Source organism: Niallia sp. Man26, assembly GCF_022049065.2.
In the GTDB taxonomy this organism is placed as follows: domain Bacteria; phylum Bacillota; class Bacilli; order Bacillales; family Cytobacillaceae; genus Niallia.
This window is the reverse complement of record NZ_CP095746.1, coordinates 35,878-53,225: the sequence shown is the minus strand read 5'-3', so window position 1 is coordinate 53,225 and position 17,348 is coordinate 35,878. Positions and strand designations below refer to the sequence as shown.

The 17,348-nt window shown below is 33.8% G+C and carries 15 protein-coding genes; 5 read left to right on the top strand and 10 right to left on the bottom strand.

The window, feature by feature from the left end:
• Positions 1-5: 5 nt before the first annotated feature.
• The 4 genes from L8T27_RS27635 to L8T27_RS27620 all read right to left on the bottom strand — a co-directional run bounded on the left by L8T27_RS27635 (position 6) and on the right by L8T27_RS27620 (position 5,061).
• Positions 6-1,163 (bottom strand): P-loop NTPase family protein, encoded by a 1,158-nt coding sequence (locus L8T27_RS27635; protein WP_127739932.1) that lies wholly within the window; start codon positions 1,161-1,163, stop codon positions 6-8.
• A 17-nt stretch (positions 1,164-1,180) separates the two neighbouring features.
• Positions 1,181-1,912, bottom strand: coding sequence for a hypothetical protein (locus L8T27_RS27630; protein WP_127739934.1), 732 nt, complete (start codon positions 1,910-1,912; stop codon positions 1,181-1,183).
• A complete protein-coding gene (locus tag L8T27_RS27625; RefSeq protein WP_127739936.1) occupies positions 1,896-3,428 on the bottom strand; it encodes a P-loop NTPase family protein in 1,533 nt (510 codons plus the stop codon). Before L8T27_RS27625 ends, L8T27_RS27630 begins: the two co-directional genes overlap by 17 nt.
• Before the next feature lie 253 nt (positions 3,429-3,681).
• On the bottom strand, positions 3,682-5,061 hold the full coding sequence (locus L8T27_RS27620; RefSeq protein WP_127739938.1) for a PIN domain-containing protein: 1,380 nt from the start codon (positions 5,059-5,061) through the stop codon (positions 3,682-3,684).
• Between the two features lie 178 nt (positions 5,062-5,239).
• Here L8T27_RS27620 and L8T27_RS27615 point away from each other — a divergent pair, with 178 nt between their 5' ends.
• The 3 genes from L8T27_RS27615 (at position 5,240) to L8T27_RS27605 (ending at position 6,852) form a co-directional block, all read left to right on the top strand.
• The gene (locus tag L8T27_RS27615; RefSeq protein WP_127739940.1) at positions 5,240-5,422 is read left to right on the top strand and encodes a DUF8096 family protein; all 183 of its coding nucleotides are present in this window, start codon (positions 5,240-5,242) and stop codon (positions 5,420-5,422) included.
• Between the two features lie 340 nt (positions 5,423-5,762).
• Positions 5,763-6,248: a hypothetical protein gene (locus L8T27_RS27610; protein WP_127739942.1), complete on the top strand. Its 486-nt coding sequence runs from the start codon at positions 5,763-5,765 to the stop codon at positions 6,246-6,248.
• Entirely contained in the window at positions 6,232-6,852 is a 621-nt protein-coding gene (locus tag L8T27_RS27605) for a hypothetical protein (RefSeq protein ID WP_127739944.1), read from the top strand. The genes L8T27_RS27610 and L8T27_RS27605 overlap by 17 nt, the downstream gene beginning before the upstream one ends.
• A 53-nt stretch (positions 6,853-6,905) precedes the next feature.
• Here the strand turns inward: L8T27_RS27605 and L8T27_RS27600 are convergent, their stop codons facing one another.
• From L8T27_RS27600 to L8T27_RS27575, 6 genes are all read right to left on the bottom strand, one after another.
• Positions 6,906-7,394 (bottom strand): hypothetical protein, encoded by a 489-nt coding sequence (locus L8T27_RS27600; protein ID WP_127739946.1) that lies wholly within the window; start codon positions 7,392-7,394, stop codon positions 6,906-6,908.
• A 121-nt stretch (positions 7,395-7,515) separates the two neighbouring features.
• The gene (locus L8T27_RS27595) at positions 7,516-7,932 is read right to left on the bottom strand and encodes an HD-GYP domain-containing protein (protein ID WP_235856659.1); all 417 of its coding nucleotides are present in this window, start codon (positions 7,930-7,932) and stop codon (positions 7,516-7,518) included.
• Positions 7,933-8,072: 140 nt separating this feature from the next.
• Entirely contained in the window at positions 8,073-8,999 is a 927-nt protein-coding gene (locus L8T27_RS27590) for a replication-relaxation family protein (protein WP_235856660.1), read from the bottom strand.
• 8 nt (positions 9,000-9,007) lie between these two features.
• Positions 9,008-9,907, bottom strand: coding sequence for a S1 RNA-binding domain-containing protein (locus L8T27_RS27585; RefSeq protein ID WP_127739951.1), 900 nt, complete (start codon positions 9,905-9,907; stop codon positions 9,008-9,010).
• A gap of 178 nt (positions 9,908-10,085) precedes the next feature.
• Entirely contained in the window at positions 10,086-12,776 is a 2,691-nt protein-coding gene (locus L8T27_RS27580; protein ID WP_127739953.1) for a type IV secretory system conjugative DNA transfer family protein, read from the bottom strand.
• Positions 12,769-14,052 carry a replication-relaxation family protein gene (locus L8T27_RS27575; RefSeq protein ID WP_164849724.1) on the bottom strand — a complete coding sequence of 428 codons (1,284 nt, stop codon included), beginning with the start codon at positions 14,050-14,052 and terminating at the stop codon, positions 12,769-12,771. Before L8T27_RS27575 ends, L8T27_RS27580 begins: the two co-directional genes overlap by 8 nt.
• Positions 14,053-15,368: 1,316 nt before the next feature.
• Between L8T27_RS27575 and L8T27_RS27570 the strand changes: the two genes are divergently transcribed.
• Positions 15,369-15,677, top strand: coding sequence for a hypothetical protein (locus tag L8T27_RS27570; protein WP_127739957.1), 309 nt, complete (start codon positions 15,369-15,371; stop codon positions 15,675-15,677).
• 44 nt (positions 15,678-15,721) lie between these two features.
• A complete protein-coding gene (locus L8T27_RS27565; protein WP_127739959.1) occupies positions 15,722-17,074 on the top strand; it encodes an FtsZ/tubulin family protein in 1,353 nt (450 codons plus the stop codon).
• Positions 17,075-17,348 lie beyond the last annotated feature (274 nt).

The window sequence follows — 17,348 nt, the reverse complement described above, 5'->3', positions numbered from 1 at the left end:
CCTTTCTAATTAAAGAGAGAAAATAATCCTCTTTTCTCTTTCGTTTTTCCGATAGGATTAATAGATTCAGAAATATTACCTTCTGAGATAATTAATTTTGATAGGAAATCTATCTCTTTTGAATAAGCACTTTCCGTAAAGTCGTATAGTAACTTTCTTTGATAAGCAGCCATTGTTCCAAGTTCTTTCACGTCTGGTATAGTCGATATCTTCACCATATTTAACTCATCTTCTAGATCTTTTTCATTGATGAGTGTGTTTCCAGGTTGGTATTTATTAATAATGAGCAAGAAATCATCGGCGCTACCACCTGCAGGTTCAATTAGCTGATGAAAGACATAAGGGAAGTAACCACGGTAACCCTTTACTTCCTGATTAGTTACTAAGAATTTTAAACCACTAGATAGGTAAGACTGAACGGTTGGAGCAGTATCAAAATGAGTACCTGCATCAATCAAAATAACATCGAATATTTGCTGTGCTACCTGGATTAGATGTTCAATCTCATATGGTTGGTACATTCTCTGCAATTTAATATCTCGATTTCCTGCTAAGTGATAGAAAGAGTCATTGTAATGGATTGCTTCTGACAATCTCTGTACCGTTAAATTCTTTAGGTTAAGATCTACTTTCAAATCATTCAAATATTGGCCTTCATAATGGTAAAGATAATCAGCTGGGTCCCAACTGTTAAGACTCAATACTAATACCTTTTCATCTGTTTTTTGAGATAAAGAACGAGCAAGATTTAGAACCGTTGTAGTGACTCCTGCTCCACTATGTGTTCCGAAAAAGCTAATAATTCTTTTGGTAGAGGTATTATCTTTTTCAAATAATCTAGCTGTAATTTCGTCTACGAGCTGTTCCTCCGTACTGTACTCATTCATGACATGGATTTTAACAGCTGCTGCTACTTTCGAAATTCGTTTCGTTAAAATATCACTCTTTAATGCAACTGGTTTGAAGAAAATAGTCTGATTAGGATATAGCTCTCTAATATGGTTTAAATCATCGATTTGTATCATTTCACCATCTAAAAAAATGGCATCAATGTTTTTTTCTGTATTAGATAATGAGCTAGTAAGAAAGGCGGTCAGCCCCTCTTCCCGTTTCTCAAATAACTGTTTATACGTTGAGTTTTTTGAAACAATAAGTAACTTCATGTTTTTAGCCTCCTTCATTAATAAGTGATATAGAGCTTAGCTTCATTCCCTAACACTTGGTCCATTAACATCGTAAAATCTTCATCATTTAGGATTACTTCTAGATCACTGATAGTTGATGTAGCATTTAACCTTTGATCCTCGGTAGTTTCTTCTGTAGTTGCAGAGACGACTTCTTTGTTACCAGAATCCTTTACGTATACTACTTTGACATCTTCTAAAAATGGCATAGCACTGGTAGAAGCTTTTTCACTACCTTTTGAATTTTTACTGGACGAGCCATCTTCTTGCATACTATTGGAACCATCTTTGCTCACTAGATAAATATCTACGGTATCTTTCCTTCTAAGAGAGCCTGGCTGTGCGTAAATCATATCCTTCGTGATAGGTCGAATCGCTTCTCCCTCTTCTTTATTTGGAACGATTTCTTCCACATCCAACATATTGCCAGATATCATCGAGTTACCATCAATTAATTGGCTAGAATCTATGCCGATAATGGAATTGATATCTTTGGCTAGTACTACATTGCTAATAAGGGTTTCCTTTGGTCTTCTTTCAGTAGTAATCTTATCTGCAGTTATTTTTTCGCTTTTTTGTATTTCCTCATTGGCTTTCACTACTACTACTTCAACTGAATCAATTCGATCTCGTAAGAACATATCGTAGACAAAGATGAAAGCTATTGTACAAAGTGCAGTCATCAAGCCGAGAGTAATTTTGACAGAGGGTCTATTTAAAAACTTCATTATTTTGTTTTGCCTCCTGATTTGATTTTTGGATAGAGATTTTTTTATGGAATATACTTCTTAAGAATCCACCTTTCGTTTTATTGGTTAATACTTCTTTTGGTAGAAGCAGCTCCGTTATAGGTGAGAACAGGTTGGATATTTTCAATGGATAGTCCTTTTGATCATTTAGGAAAACTCCTTGATATTGTGCTTGGAAAACATCCGTATCTATAAAGGAAGGCAAGGTTAAAATCAATTTCTCTGCTAGTAAATCCTTAATTAATGGATTATTGGTTATCCCTTCTGAAAAGCGATTACCAATAAAATGAAGCTTTTCAGATTGGATGATCGACTTCAGCTTTGGACTCTCTTCTAGTTGTTGCAGAAGCGGAACATCTGGAGTCACTACCATTAATGCAATATCCGCAATATCCAATAAGTCTTTCGTAATTTCTTTATCCCAGCTCGTTCCGATATCAATGATGTTAATTAAAGCATCACTGGAATATAGAACCTTTATAAATGTCTCCAATGAAATGTCATTTGGAGCTTCATAATCTGATGTTGGGTTTTGGCAGATGATTTGAACACCATCTTTCGTCCATTCACTTGTCTGGTTTGGAATTTTATATTCCATTATTAATTCTTGAAAGAGGCCCCTATAATTTGGAGCATATTGAGTACCAAAAAAACGATCATAAGTATACGGAGTAGTTAGTGGAGACTCCATGTAACTAACCGAGATACCTGTTCTCGCAATGTTCCTTGCTAAAAGGTGAGAAACAAAGGAGCTGCCGTTTCTTGCCGAGGGACTTCCAACTAAAACTGTTTTTCGTTTAACGGGTATCCCAATTACTTTCTCTGTATTGTTATGTACATGAATGTTATAGTCCCGCTTGATCACATTCTTTTGAACCACTTTTTGTACTACTTTTTTCTCTACAACCTTTTGAACAACTTTCTTTTCAACCACTTTCTGAATGACCTTTTTTTCAACTACTTTAACGGGTCTAACCGTTTTTTCTTTCTTCTCTTTATCCTTTTGCTTTTCTAATTCCAACCGCTCCTCTTCCTGTTTAGCAGCAAAAAGAGGAATAGTAGTAGATAAGTACTTCTCTACCTGAGAGAATTTAGGCGGTTCTGAAAGCTGTTGAATAAACTGGTCTAAATCAATGGTGTTTTGATTAAAGATATCCATGATACCGACACTAACTAAAGTAGAAAGATACGGATCTTTTGTCGGGCGTTCACATAAAAAGACAATACGCATTTGATTATCGTATTGGATACGACATTGTCTAATGTAGGCCAGCAATTCATTATCTCTATCCACTTGTTCCGCAAAGGAACTTTCCAAGTAACGGTCATGGATAATTAAAATATCTGGGGTTTCGAGATCGACAATTTCTTCTAAATATCGTCTATGTAAAACCTCTTGATTAGCTAGGGTGAATAGGCTTGTATGCTTGTCAAAAGCATCGCACAAGATTTCTGTATAATTACGATCCCCAACCGCTATAAGTACCTTTTTCATGAATAAAAAGCTCCTTTAAACACAAAAACACCCGAACAGAAAAACCTACTACACGCATGTGTAGTATGCTTTACGTTCGGGTGTTTCCCGTTAATTTATATGATGTTTTTATCGTTCAATTTAAAGTTATAGTCTAGTTAATTATAGCTGATCTCAATACTTCTTAAAAGAGAATCACTAATTTACTTTTTCATAATATCATTTGGTCTTAAAAGTATCAAGGGGAAAAAGATATTTTTCCCAAATTTAATATTTAAGATTTAAAATAGTTGTCTTTAAGTCTTTTGGTATCTATAAATCTATGATTCCCATCGGGTAGAGTATACTTCCTTGATCCTGCTGTTATTGGTTCACCTTCTGAAACCTTTTTAAAATAAAAAAAGGAACCATCCTTTTCCAACATTAAATCATGTCCTTTATCCTCATAATATTTACCTTCAAGTAACTCAAATGTGTGATTAGTGTTTTGGGTAGCTATTATCTGTATATCTAGATTAGTAGGTTCTATATCTTTTATATAATCCGAAAAGGAGAAATTATTTTTTTCTAACCTATTATCAGTGTTTATAGGTAATAAGAATACCACAATTAAATCAGCTGCCATAGTATCTGTTGCAGCGTATGGTACAGGATCTTCATTTCCTTCAGCATCAGGATTATATAGATATATATTAACATCCATGCTAACAACAACATTTGCAGCAATTACAATGTTATCACCGTATATAGTAACATCTTCTAAGTTAATATCGGTTATATCACCATTTAAGGATGGTGTTACATAACCACCCATAAAATAATCAGGATGAATATCTCTCGGAGAGATTTCATTAAAGTAAGCTTCTACGTCTACTTTAATTGAATTAACAAAGTTTTTTGTAATAAGTTCTGTAAGAAGGCCATTTCTTAATTCAATCTCAATATGAGGTAAAAAGTCCTCATACAACATTTTGATATGAAGGTTTTCATCTTTAAATAGCGTGTTAATAATTTCCTCGTTGTGTGCAAAGAAATCATTTGTGTTTTTATAGGCAACTATATTTACATCATCAATTAAATCAGGATGAAGAGGATAAGGATGTTCTGCCGGACTTTGATTAGCATCCGGAGCTCCAAAATCTTTAGTGTTATTGGTAATGAAAAAGCAGTTCTCTAATTGTTGTTTTTGAATGAATAGCTTGTATGTATTCCAGATTATAGCATCACGAATTTCTTTTCTTGCATGTTTAGAACCTTTGCTTTTAACAATAAATGGTGGTTTTTCATTCATATCCAATTCAACAATAAGAGGAAGTAGATCAATATCGTAAGGTACCCAATCTAATTGATTCTCTGCCTCTAGCTTTACATAAAACTCTTCGACACAATTTATCATTAATTCTAGCTCTTTTTCAGTATCAATTGCGATAGAGGGAGTAATTAAATACCGACTTACCATATTATAAGCCTGGGACATTTTATTAAGCTGTTCCTCTATAAAGGCTTTATGACCTCTCAACATCTCTTTATATACCACATCATTTATATATAATTTCACATCTTCATGTTTGGCTAATTGAAGTAGTAATGCATTTTTTCCTTTAGTTAAAAAGGGGTCTCTATAGATAAGATTAGTGTCCAAAAAGATATTCATTGATATGTGCTCTCCTATTTCTTGAATAATGGTAATTATATCAAGAAATGCCTTTTTTGTGTTGGATCTTTAATTTTGGCTTTGAAGGTTTGCAAATCTTGAAAAGCTAAACTTTAAAAACTCTTTATACGTTTAATAATTTTTGGTATGCTTGTTAAGCTAAATATGAAAAAGGGTGATGAAGTTGAGCGAAGAGAAGTTCAACGGGTATGATAGTTCAATTATTTATGACTATAAGGAATATCCTGACAAGAAAAGTGGTCGCTGTGATAATTGTGACAATGCTCAGTTTAAAAGTTCTGCTAAGAATTTCACTTTTATTCGGGAATGCCGTAAATGCGGAATGAAAAAAAGTATTTAATATCTATTTTTGCAAAAATAAAAAATTAAAAGGCATGGGATTATATATCCCATGCCTTATTTTATCTTAATGCTAATCACTTTAGATTCCTTCTTCATATCTGATAACTTTTTTGCGAATTTTTTTACCGCTGGATCTTGCTTCTTCTTGCTACTTTTCATTTCATCTCACCTCGTAATTGTCTATAAAAAAATTATTACCAATAAAATCTTAAAATATACAAGTATAGTTAAATAAAATTGTTCTAATCCCCTCTCTGCTTGTCTATATATCTATTAGAGCGGAAAAGTGGAATAGTGACGTAGAGATAAGGACATTTTTTGTAATGGGAGAGGATAGGATGGGATATATCAATCCTTTATTTAATGAACAAAGAATAATAAAGGAACAGAGTAAACCAGTGTTACTTCCGGAAATAAAGCAGGAGAAAAAAGTAAAAGTAAGGCAGATTAGAGCTGATAAAACACACAAATTAAAATTTCCAGTAACCAATATAGAAAGAATGAAGTTGCAGTCTTTGTGTAAACAAGTGCAAAGATCCTTAAAAAGTAAAGGGGCAGAACCAATACAACAAACAAAGTTGAATACGTTATTACTTCATTATGGTTTAAATAATCCAGCTATTTTGGAATGGGACTGGCCATACAAAGACTCTAAACACTATATGCATACTAATCTTTTAGAAACTGTTTTTGAAAGGGAAATTGGAGGACCATATGGTTTGGCAATACGTAAAGGGCTATCTGAGCGAAAAACAGCATATATGGTGATAATGTCAGTATTAAAATGGTTAGAAGGAGGTGGTAATATTGAGGAAATCTTTTAGTGGATTAGATATTTTAAATGGAAGGATGACTGGTGCATATAAAGGTTTTTTCCAAAGTTTTTTTTCCTCCAAAAAATACATCTCAATAAAGCTACCTTATTACGATTACCTTAGAGGACAGGTTTTTATACAAGATCTTAAAGATAATTATCCCGAGGCAATAACCTCTTATATTGATATTGGTCATTTAATTGAATTGTTGTACAAGGACTTTTTGAATCAAATAAAGAGAGGTGTAAAGAATGAAGATGTTGCTATATACCTGAAACAAAGTATGGAGAAGTACTTTCCAGTAAAAGTGGTTGAGAAAAGAGTGTTTAAACAAGTAAACCATCACTTGTTTAAATATGAAGAAATGGCGGAAATGGACGAGGATGAGGAAAATGAAGAAAAGTTTGCATATATAGAGATACGTTATTCAGAGAAAGTGATATTGAGGGGAGAAATCCTTTTATATGATCTTACTCCATTCCTAGATAATACAACTATAACGGTAGAACAACTGATTTCGATTATATATCTTGATTTTATCAAACGGGTTCAGGAGCATGGGAATTCAGTCACTGTCCAGCAGACTATCCTGAAAAAGCTTCAGAGTAAATAGAATGAGACTGAAAAGGTGTATTTGGAATGGAATTCCCAATACACCTCCATTATTCACTGCAGTTTAAAACTATAGTTTGAAATCTTCTTAACAATTGCATCTTTATTTTCAGCATTTGTTAGTTTTTCTGTTATACCTTCTATATTCCCATCCGCTATTGAGCGGAAATATAAGGTATCTTCATCTTTTACGATTATAAAGTTACGGCCCTCTCTTTTAGAAAAAGAGCTTTCTATATCTCCATATACTTCTTCAGCAACAAGTCTATATACTTCATACTTATCAACTTTCTCTCCAGTTTTTTCTACAGATGTAATATTATAATTGGTATCATCTTTATGTTCATCTTTTATAGTCCAAGAACTTGGAGAATCTACATGTATAATTTCATTCGTAGCATGAATGCCAATATAAGTATCTCCTACTGGAAGTAATCCAGCAGCAGTCGCTGTTTTACTCTCCTCTTTTGTAGCACAAGCTGTTAAGGTAATGATGGTTAATAAAGATAGAATTAAAGATATAGCATATTTTTTTAAATTCATTCCGTTACTCCTTTACTAGTGTTTCTAAATAAAATGCATAGGTACTTGGTTATGTAATGACTTTTGGTTTATTCGAAAAGGGCTAATACCGATAAAAAGGAATTAGCCTCTTTTGATTAAGTTATTCAATGGTCTTTATAAAAGAAATAAATTTGTCCAATAAATTAGAGTCATAATATTTGTCCTTTAATTCAATTAGTTCGGACAGTATTCTTTCTTTTTTTAATGGTTTTTGATAAATACGACCATTTAACATGGTGTCATAGGAATCAATAATTCTAATTATTCTGCCCAAGAGTGGAATGTCATTCCCTGCTAAAGAATAATAACCACTTTTGTTGATATTTTCATGATGGAATAGAATACTTTTTGCATAAGTACGGGGAAAATCAGCTGTATCTAAAATTATCTCATAACCGTACCTGGTATGTTTTTTTATTTCTTCATATTCTGATTTAGTAAGTTTCCCCTCTTTATTAAGAAGTTTAGAGGGAATAAGAAGCTTCCCGCAATCATGGAGAGAACCTAACTCAAACATATTGGAATTCTCCATGCCAAGAAGGCCTCTAGAAGCTTGCCTACTCTTATAGAGTGTTCATAAGTAGCGGTGCAATGTGATCTGAGAGACTCTAATAATGTTTCTACAGTGAATTGTGTAGTTACAGCCATTTATTCCTCCTATATAGGTAAACGGATACGATTCAAACCTTCTTTATGTGGTTGGAAGAAAGAAGTGTTTAGCCCCTCTTCCATAAACTCTTCTACACAAAGAAGTATATTAAAGGGATACGTATCTAATAAAAGTTCTTTTTGAATCTGCTCAGCAATACTTAGAGTGGATGTATAAAGGATAACCATTTGGACATTCTCAGGGAAGTCACTTACTGGTAGACAGCCATATTTTTCGTGAACATATTTCCAGTTTTCCAGTTTATCACGAAAATACCCTATGTAATTCTGGTTCATTTGAGCACGATCAATTAGAAAATTTATGTTACCATTCTGTGTTTTTATTTCCCCTACTCCTAGCGGGAACTTATATCGGTGATTATTCGCAATTCTTGCATTCCATTTCCACTTGCTTAGTACTTTTCTTTCAATAAGTTGGCAGCGGAGTTCGTTCATTGCTACATATCTTTTAATACCACCAATACCGTAGTTATCCCAACGGTTAGGGTCCATATAGAACTGGTCATTGTAATAATGCTTAAGTAATTTGAAGCCCGCTACTCCTAATGTAAAGGGAGCGGCTGGTTTAATCGCTTCTTCTACATCTGTACGGATTCGTACTTTCCATCTTTCCACTATTCCATTGGTGCGTAAGCGGTCCAATCTTTTAGACGTGTCTGATCGGCTCATGATTGGTTCCATATACCGACGTAATTGTTCTTCCGTAGCACATATAGCATCTCCTAATACCTTTATAAGGGTAAAGTCCTTATCATCAATGATTTTTCTATTTAAGAGTGTTATTGCACCTTCAATACCTGTGTAAGGGAAATATTTTTTTGGGAGTATCTTGCTACCTTTTAGTAGAGGGTGGTCCCAAAAAGGAACCTCCCCATTTCTGGTAGTAAACATAGGGTATTCAATTTCTTGTTCCATCGTATTCATTACTCAAACAAGAAACTTGCTGGATCTTTTAATTTCTTTTTACCCCTTGGATAACCTGTAATGGTTACTCTTGCTTTTCGATTCTTTTTGTCTACGCTACGTACTACACAAGATACGATATCCCCAGGCACAGGCTCATCTAAATAGTTTGGCTTAATCCCTTTCACTTCTAAGCCAACATCCAGCTGCACAAAAATACCATGAATAGGGCTGACAGCTGTTACTTTACCTGCAATTGTATTCATTTCCTTTAATGTTTCTAGCTTATTAAACGGGTCTTCAATGGTAGCTCTTCTGCTTACTTGAATTAAGAAGTTTTCTTTATCGAAGCGGAGTACCTTCACTTCAATTTCTTCTCCACGATCAAATAATGTTTCTACACTTCTGCTTCTATCCCAACTCCAGTCATTCGGCAGCATGTAGCAGTCAGCACCATTTACTCGAACGAAGATACGTCGTGTAGTGGGATTGAAACCACGCACAATACCTTTGAATACTGTATTCTTTAGTTCATTGGTTTCCTCTAGTTCTGTTAACTGTTCCATGAAAGCAGCTCTTTTCATGTTGTCTGCTTCCCGAACACTTACGATTGCTATCTTATCTTCTAGGTTTAAGTTAGTTATGATAAACTCCTGGATACTCCCAGTAAATCCATTTAGAGATTTGTACTCATGATCAGAAAATTCATTACTAGGGCAATAAGCTGTTATATTACCCTCGAGTTGGAAAACTGCTACCTCTATTGATTTATCTACATAACTACCGTCTTCTAAGACTTTGGATGTTTTATAACCTACGGAAGTAACTACCCCTTTAATGATTTCTCTATTTCTTCGGATTCTTGCTAATTCCTCTAATTGTTGGTCGTTTGTCCATGATGCTTGAGTTAATTCTGCCACTTATTGTTCCTCCTAAAAATTAATTTGAGTAAATAAGCAAAAAAAAACAACCCAAAACAAAAGTAGTGATAACTACTTCGTTTTGGGTTGTTCCCATTAGTATATTTGGTTATTTTGCTTACTCGTTTTCTTAATAAAGAAATTTTACCCTAGATTTCTAATTATTTCAAGGGTTGGTTTATGAATCGAAGGGTTGAATAAAACCATCTAAAGGAGAGGAAGTGCTTTTTTCTTCCTTTTTCACCTGATTTACTTCTGATTGCAATTCTTTAATCAGAGCTAATTCCTCGTCTCCCAACTTGGATTGCTTTACTTCTTTTTTTTCTTTTAATTCTATTTCTGTTATATACATTTGCTTATTAAATAAGCTGCCAAGATCAAACTCTTCAATTTTTGCTGAGTTTTTTTCGTGGTCATTAACTTTCTCTTCTTTAGTTAATAAATTCGAATTAATTAGAGGTACAGATTCGTTAGGTTCGCTGCCCAAAGGCTCCAAAATTGTTATTTGATTTTTAATAGCTAAATTAGAATGGTTTGAGTTCTTATTAATCCCATTTGATTTAAAAGTAGGTTTTTGTTCTGGTGCTCCACTTGGATTTACAGAAAATTTGATTACATCCTCTTCTAATTTCTCTTCCTTCTTTTCTTTCATAAGATCAGGAGGGGCAGCTTTAACTTCTTCAATACCTTGTTGAATCAATTCTAAATCATTCCCCTTAGCTTTCCTTCTCTCTTCTAACCATATATCCCCGTTTTCTGGTAACACCTTCACAACAGCTTCTTTAAATTCAGCTCTTGGTACAAAATTGGCATCTATTTGTCGTACAGGTACAGGTTTATTATTTACCACAATTTTAATGGCTGCCTGGAAAGCTTTCTGATAGATAATATCGCTAGGAGAAAGGATTGCTTCTTTCTTCTTTTGATAGCTACTTCCAGTCCTAAGCATAGGTTGTTCCTGAAGAGGACTAACAGCTTGTTCATTTTTTCCTTCTTCGAATTTTTCATCTTCTCCAAATATCTCTGAGAAGAGCTTTGCATCATAGGAAGGGATGTCTCCATAAACCATCTTATGCCGGAGCGTACCAAGTAAAGTTTGCATATACGTCTCTCCGTATTTATCAGCTAGCTGTGTAATGGTTTGGGCAACAACGGTAACGATGGCTTTATATTTACGACTTTGTGCTGGAAATTCTTTAAATGGTTGAAATATATAGTCGGGAAACTCATCCGCAATTATATGCGCGAATGTACTTGTATTCGGTTTACGACGGAAGACAGCATTCTGCAGACTAAGTAAGACGAGCTTACCTAGGATATTAGAAAGGCCAGCTAGTTCCCCTTTTGCAGTATTAACTAAGAGGATTCCCCCTTTTTCTAAATGTTCATCGAATGAAAAGTTCGATTTCCCGAATAGGACTCTGCGAATAAGAATGTTCGCTCCAATGTCATTTAAAGTGTTGCGCAACCCCTTTACATACTCTCCTTGAGCATCAACATATACATCTTGTCCTCTATATTCACCATGAGCTACTTTTTCAGCTACCGCATTACCAGCAACTCGAAAAACTTTAGGAATATGGTTCATATCAAACCATTCATCAATTTGCTTCACGATTGCCCAATGGTTACGATCATCCCGATTCTCTATTAAATCGAAGTCTGGAGGTATGGTGTCTTTTAACTCAAGGTGCATTTGTCTAACTAGTTGTGGGTTATCATACATTCTTAGTAATATATCAAAAGTTACCTCTTTATCCGGATTATGAAGCTTCAATAAATAAATATAGTTTTTCAAATGGTTTCTTTCACTCTGTTTGAAGAAGTCATTTCCTCCACCTTCCGCCAATCCCTCAATGACCATTGCGAAGGCTTCAGCAACTTGATCAACAGGTCCTTGCATAGGATTAATCGAAGGCGTATTCTCGTTAGTTGGATCTATATAGAAGACAGACTCTTCTGGAATACCATGTGCTTGAACTAATTGATAAGCCTTCTGGCATAAGTCGTTAGAAGGTTCAATGATACTAATACTATTCAGATACTTCCCGCGCACATCCTCTGAATCATAATTCTCTAATTTAGAGATCTTAGGATAATCATTGATAAACTTAGTCATCCAGTGAAGGTCTTGATTTATTATGGGCAGTAACAATGCCGCTGTTTTACCAGTACCGATGGAACCAATAATGATATTATTAAGTGTTCTATCGCGACCTGGTTGTATGATTAATTCTTTGGTTTCGGAATCTGGACCTAATACTACATCTGGCCATTGTTCAGTATCACTTTTCCTAAACCATTTCTGTAAGAGTGAATTCTTATATTCAAATTCATAAAAAGCAGTCTTAATATCCTCTGAGTATTGGGAATACTGCCCACCTAACCACATTAATATCATTCCAGTTACTACAGAAGGTGTAAAAATAATGGTTATAAATAAAGTGTTAATATCCCCTACAGCTACAGCGAACCAAATATTATCTACCTGAAGTTTTTCAATAAGATTTCCTAGATACGGAATTAGAGTATTGTAGACAGGCATAGTAATCAACCATAGATAATAAAAGGTGATCCCCAAAAACATGTTCCAGAACCATATAAGCCTCCAAAAAGGAGTTTGAAACTTTTTGTACTTGGTACTTATTAGCCAACCACCAATTAGTATAACCGTGGATATGGAAAATCCAATAAATCCTGGATACATGGTACTACCGAATAAAACGAAAGAAGCAATGCTTCCTGTGAATTGACCAGTCATGACAAATAGATAATTTACTATGGAGCGGATTGATAAATATAGAGACAATACCCCTATGACTGAAATGGAGATAGCGGGAACTTTTGGGTGAACTCTCCAATTACTCAATCACTCTCACCACCTCATTAGTCGGTTTAGGTGTTGGTATCTTTTTATAATGCCATACCTGTGTTTGTGAAAAGGACGTATTTTGGAAATCTCTCGGGATTACATCATTCTGCATAGCGGCTGTGCTTAGATATAAAACATTCAATTTGTCGACTTCTCGTTTTATTCTTTTAGAAGAAATTAGAGTTTCTAAATAGGATATCTTATCAAGTGTGTCTACACTTCCCTCTTCGGCTAATTTAAAAATAATATCCATCTTCTTATTACTTACATGATCAATCACACTAAAATGACTATCCGCATATAACTCTTCAGATACGTCGTTGGAGTAATATGCACTAGCTTCTCTTGGTTCCATCGTGTAATCAATATCATCATTTAATTGTACAGAAAGGACAGCTAATTCTAACTCGCTCTCTTTATGACTTCGCGTAATTGGGTAGACACCTTTTAGGATGTTGCTAGCAATACTTGAGCCTCTGTAGGCAGAGCAAACATAAAAGTGTAAGTTTTCTAACCGGTGCGCGAGTTTGTTAATAATAAGTTCTTTGATATTGAGAACCCGAGTTTCTCGAGTCGAGGCATACTCAGTCGTATATATTTCAGATCTATTATCAGCAACAACAAATAATACAAAATGATTTTCCGCTGGTCTGGCCTTTGCTAATTCCATGTAGTTATCCACTTTTTCATGAATTCTATTTAGATTCTGAGAACCTGTATCAAACTCGATATTAAGAATTCTTCCCTCAGAAGTTTCGATCTTCCAGTCAGGAATAATAATGGTTTCTTCTTTGTTAAATTTAGTTTCGTCTGACAAATAAGTTCTGTAATTAGGATGGGTAGAACTTATTATAGATAGTTTGTCTTTCATTTCAATTAAAGTATCTATTACAACATCTTGAATTCCAAAATAGTGACTTGGTTGTTTGATATTCTTTATGTTTACTTCTACTAACTCTCCATCTTCAATTACCCTTTCATTACGCAAAATATGAAATCCGTTTTTTCCAATTTTATAGCAGGATACAGCTGGTTTCCCTAATGTGCGTAAATAATCAATAGATACGATATCGTTAGATAACCATCTTTTTAATTTTGATTTAATCGTAGATTCTGGAGAGTTAAGAATGTATCGTCCATAACGCTTTATTTGTTTAAGGGTTAAGATTCTGTTTGTGTAGAGTAACTTCAACAGTTCTAAATCCTTCGTATTGATCCAGGCTCCTTTTCTTGTGTATTTCACTGAATACCAAACTTTTTGATCTTTTTCCACTTTTCCCACTCCTTATTTTTGACAAAAAAAAGACCCTATCAAATAAGAAGCAGTGATACTACCTCTTAAATGATAGGGTCTTTCCCTTTGGATAAATTAAACTGAAATTAGTATAACATTGGAGATAAAGGGACACAAGAGTGTATATATAAACTGTATAAATATAATGCTTCATACAGGATTTTTAGAAATGAATAAACAAATTTAATGTAGTTGGTTGGGTTCAAATCTTAAGGACTTTTAGGGTACTAGTTCACGGGAAAATTGATCATTTTGAAGATGAAAAAAAGGTATGAAGTCTGGATTTCAGAGGGCGATTGAACCCTTGATATCACTGGGTTTCTACCAACTCTATAGAATCCGCGCACCTTAGACGGATGTAAAACAAGACTTAGGGTGGAACCTGGGGTCTTGAACTCAACAGATTTTGAGAAAATTGGAGTGGAGTATTTCATGAATAATATTTTGTATAAAAACAGCTAATAAAATGCTAGGGAAATCGTAAGGAAAATATAGGTGATCAGTTTTCAGGACACCAATAACCAGGTGGTTTTTGAAAATAAAACAGAAATAATAACAACATTACATGAGTACCTTTATATTTTCTAAATGATTATTGAATATCCCATATATCAATTTGAGAAATGGTGACCGATGTAGAAAAAGCATTATATGTTATAAATAACTATATGCAATGCAGTTCTTTTTAATGATGGATCCCCTCTTATTGCTTAGTGTAAGATGGTAATAAAAAGAGTTTTGAGTCAGGAGGACTATAATGTTTGGATCATCATTAACAATATTAATAATTGGTATTATTTGTTTAGTATTAGGTTTCTATCTCCGGAGAAAATGGCTTATAGGAATATCATTTGTTCCTTTTTTAGTTGTATTTATTGGCATAGTTAGTTTAATAATTGAAAAAATGACTTAGGCATGAGCTTAAGTTATTTTTTTATACAAATATTTACATGAGTGGATTGATGCGTAGGATATAAAAAAAATTTCAAGTGAATCTGTTGCTTCAATCATTAATTTCAAAGAAATTCAGCATTATCAGCAATAATTGCAGGTAATATCAGCAATTATTGCAGTTATTACCTGCAATAAGATCGTTGCTCTAAACGTACTAACAACAAGCATTGGTATATAGGGATAAATTAATAAAGTTTTATATTTGACTGGTAATAATTTCTTCGATATGATTAGTGTATTAAGAGTATTGCTGTTATTATCAGCTATTATTGCAGCAATAACTGCTGCTTATATCTGAGGTAATGAACATAGATATACTTTGGAAGGAGGTTTTTGAATTTATGAGTACAATAAGTGCTGGAGAATTACTAGATATTTTAGGCGATCGTTTAGGAAATGAAGGCCTTTGTTTCTTAATTGCACTTGCCGAATCAGATAGACCTCTTTTGAAAGCTCAATTAGGAGATCGCGCTCAAGAATTACATAAGAATGGTACAACAGCTTTAAATTCAAGGCATCATTTAGACATACTTACAGCACGGATAGAAGGCGCAGGATTAGTCGATGTTACTGAAGTAGGTCGTTCTAGACTATATTCTTTGTCCAATTTAGGTAATATTTTAATCGAGCATTTACAACAAGAAAAATAAATCTAGGTGCTTTTATCAAATAAACAAAAAGGTTTTGATAACTTATGAAAAAAAGACAAAGGTTTAAATTAAACAAAGATAAAAGGAGAGAAAATGCAAAAATGACAAAACAAACTATTAGCAATACTAGTATACCGGTCAATACGACTGTTGGATTAAAGTTCGGTTTTATTGGATTAGGTATGGCAGGATGTAATATAGCAGCTGAATGCGCTAAATATACCGATAGTAACGGAGGTAGTCCATATAGCGCTGTTCTTGTAAACACCAACATTAGAGACTTCTCTAAAGTGAAACATAAAAAAGATGCTTTTACAGAAGTAAGACTGAGTGGATATGAAGGCGGAGCTGGAAGAAATATCGAAAAAGGTGAAAAAGCATTTAAGGATAATAGTTCAGAATTTTTAAATGCTATTAAACCACTATCTGATCGTGATTTCATCTGGGTAGTAGCTGGATTAGGTGGTGGTACTGGTACAGGTGCAATAATTGAGGCTGTTATAACTCTTGCTGAGAGTGGATATGCAGAGAAATTAGGTTTAATCCTTACCTTACCTCGTCATAATGAAGGCGGTAATGTGTTAGGTAATGCATTTAAAAGAATCCAAGAAATCGGTAAAATTAAGGATGCTATTGGCTCAATAATTATCGTAGATAACCAGAAATTATATACAGACTTCCTTAAAAAAGAAGAAAATAAAGCCAAAACAATGGACGATTTCTTAACATATTGTAATAGATATGTCGCTGACACTTTACACGAGTTAAACACTATTACCAATGCATATGAAAATATGACAATGGAATACTTTGATTCTAGTGAATTTGAAAATACAATTAAACAATCAGGTTACCTTACTCTTTCTAAACTTACATTAATTGATAAACCAGATGTTTCAAATGAAGCACAATTTGTAAGCAAGCTTAAAGAATCTATTGAAAATGGTGTTTTATCAGATGGTTATAACTTTGAAACAGCACAAACAGCTGCTGTAACTACTATCGCTAATGGTGGACAAGTAGACTATATCACTAATATGGCGTTTGAAAGTAAAGTGAAAGAAGTTATTGATAGTATGGCTCCTTACCTAGATGAATATCCAGTAGCTGGTTATAAAGCGAATAATACTGTTGGGATTAATATTTATACAATCTTTACAGGTTTAGAAACCCCTACTTGTCTCGGGATTATCGGACAAAAATATGACGAATTTATAAAGGCTAAGAATGCAGCTAAGAAAAATGATGAAGTTTTAGAAAGATTAAACTCTTTAAATCATGAAAAGAAAGAAACAAATAAACCGAAAGATCTTAGAGCATTGTTAAGCGGTAACTCTAATAAAGATGAAGAGAAAACAAATGCTAGCTCAAATTTACGCGGTTTATTAGATAGATAGATAGAAAATAAATCTAAAATAAAAAACTCAAAGGAATTACTTTCCTTTGAGTTTTTTATATAGAAATCCCTTATATACCAATGTTTAGCGCTATCGAACGATTAGCAACGCATTTCTAGAATCGTACATATTTCTTAAAATCAATTACACATTTGATTAATTAATAGCTATGTTAAATGTAAAGGTTGATAGAATGGGTGCCCTATCTTTTATTTTTTGCCTTTTACATCAAAAACAAAAATTCAGTAAAAATGGATTATATTTCATCTGGCTT

What these genes read in the sequence shown, in the direction of transcription:
- L8T27_RS27635 (WP_127739932.1), bottom strand. Translation starts at nt 1,163, where the DNA reads ATGAAGTTACTTATTGTTTCAAAAAACTCAACGTATAAACAGTTATTT.
- L8T27_RS27630 (WP_127739934.1), bottom strand. Translation starts at nt 1,912, where the DNA reads ATGAAGTTTTTAAATAGACCCTCTGTCAAAATTACTCTCGGCTTGATG.
- L8T27_RS27625 (WP_127739936.1), bottom strand. Translation starts at nt 3,428, where the DNA reads ATGAAAAAGGTACTTATAGCGGTTGGGGATCGTAATTATACAGAAATC.
- L8T27_RS27620 (WP_127739938.1), bottom strand. Translation starts at nt 5,061, where the DNA reads ATGAATATCTTTTTGGACACTAATCTTATCTATAGAGACCCCTTTTTA.
- L8T27_RS27615 (WP_127739940.1), top strand. Translation starts at nt 5,240, where the DNA reads ATGAAGTTGAGCGAAGAGAAGTTCAACGGGTATGATAGTTCAATTATT.
- L8T27_RS27610 (WP_127739942.1), top strand. Translation starts at nt 5,763, where the DNA reads ATGGGATATATCAATCCTTTATTTAATGAACAAAGAATAATAAAGGAA.
- L8T27_RS27600 (WP_127739946.1), bottom strand. Translation starts at nt 7,394, where the DNA reads ATGAATTTAAAAAAATATGCTATATCTTTAATTCTATCTTTATTAACC.
- L8T27_RS27595 (WP_235856659.1), bottom strand. Translation starts at nt 7,932, where the DNA reads ATGTTTGAGTTAGGTTCTCTCCATGATTGCGGGAAGCTTCTTATTCCC.
- L8T27_RS27590 (WP_235856660.1), bottom strand. Translation starts at nt 8,999, where the DNA reads ATGGAACAAGAAATTGAATACCCTATGTTTACTACCAGAAATGGGGAG.
- L8T27_RS27570 (WP_127739957.1), top strand. Translation starts at nt 15,369, where the DNA reads ATGAGTACAATAAGTGCTGGAGAATTACTAGATATTTTAGGCGATCGT.
- L8T27_RS27565 (WP_127739959.1), top strand. Translation starts at nt 15,722, where the DNA reads ATGAAAAAAAGACAAAGGTTTAAATTAAACAAAGATAAAAGGAGAGAA.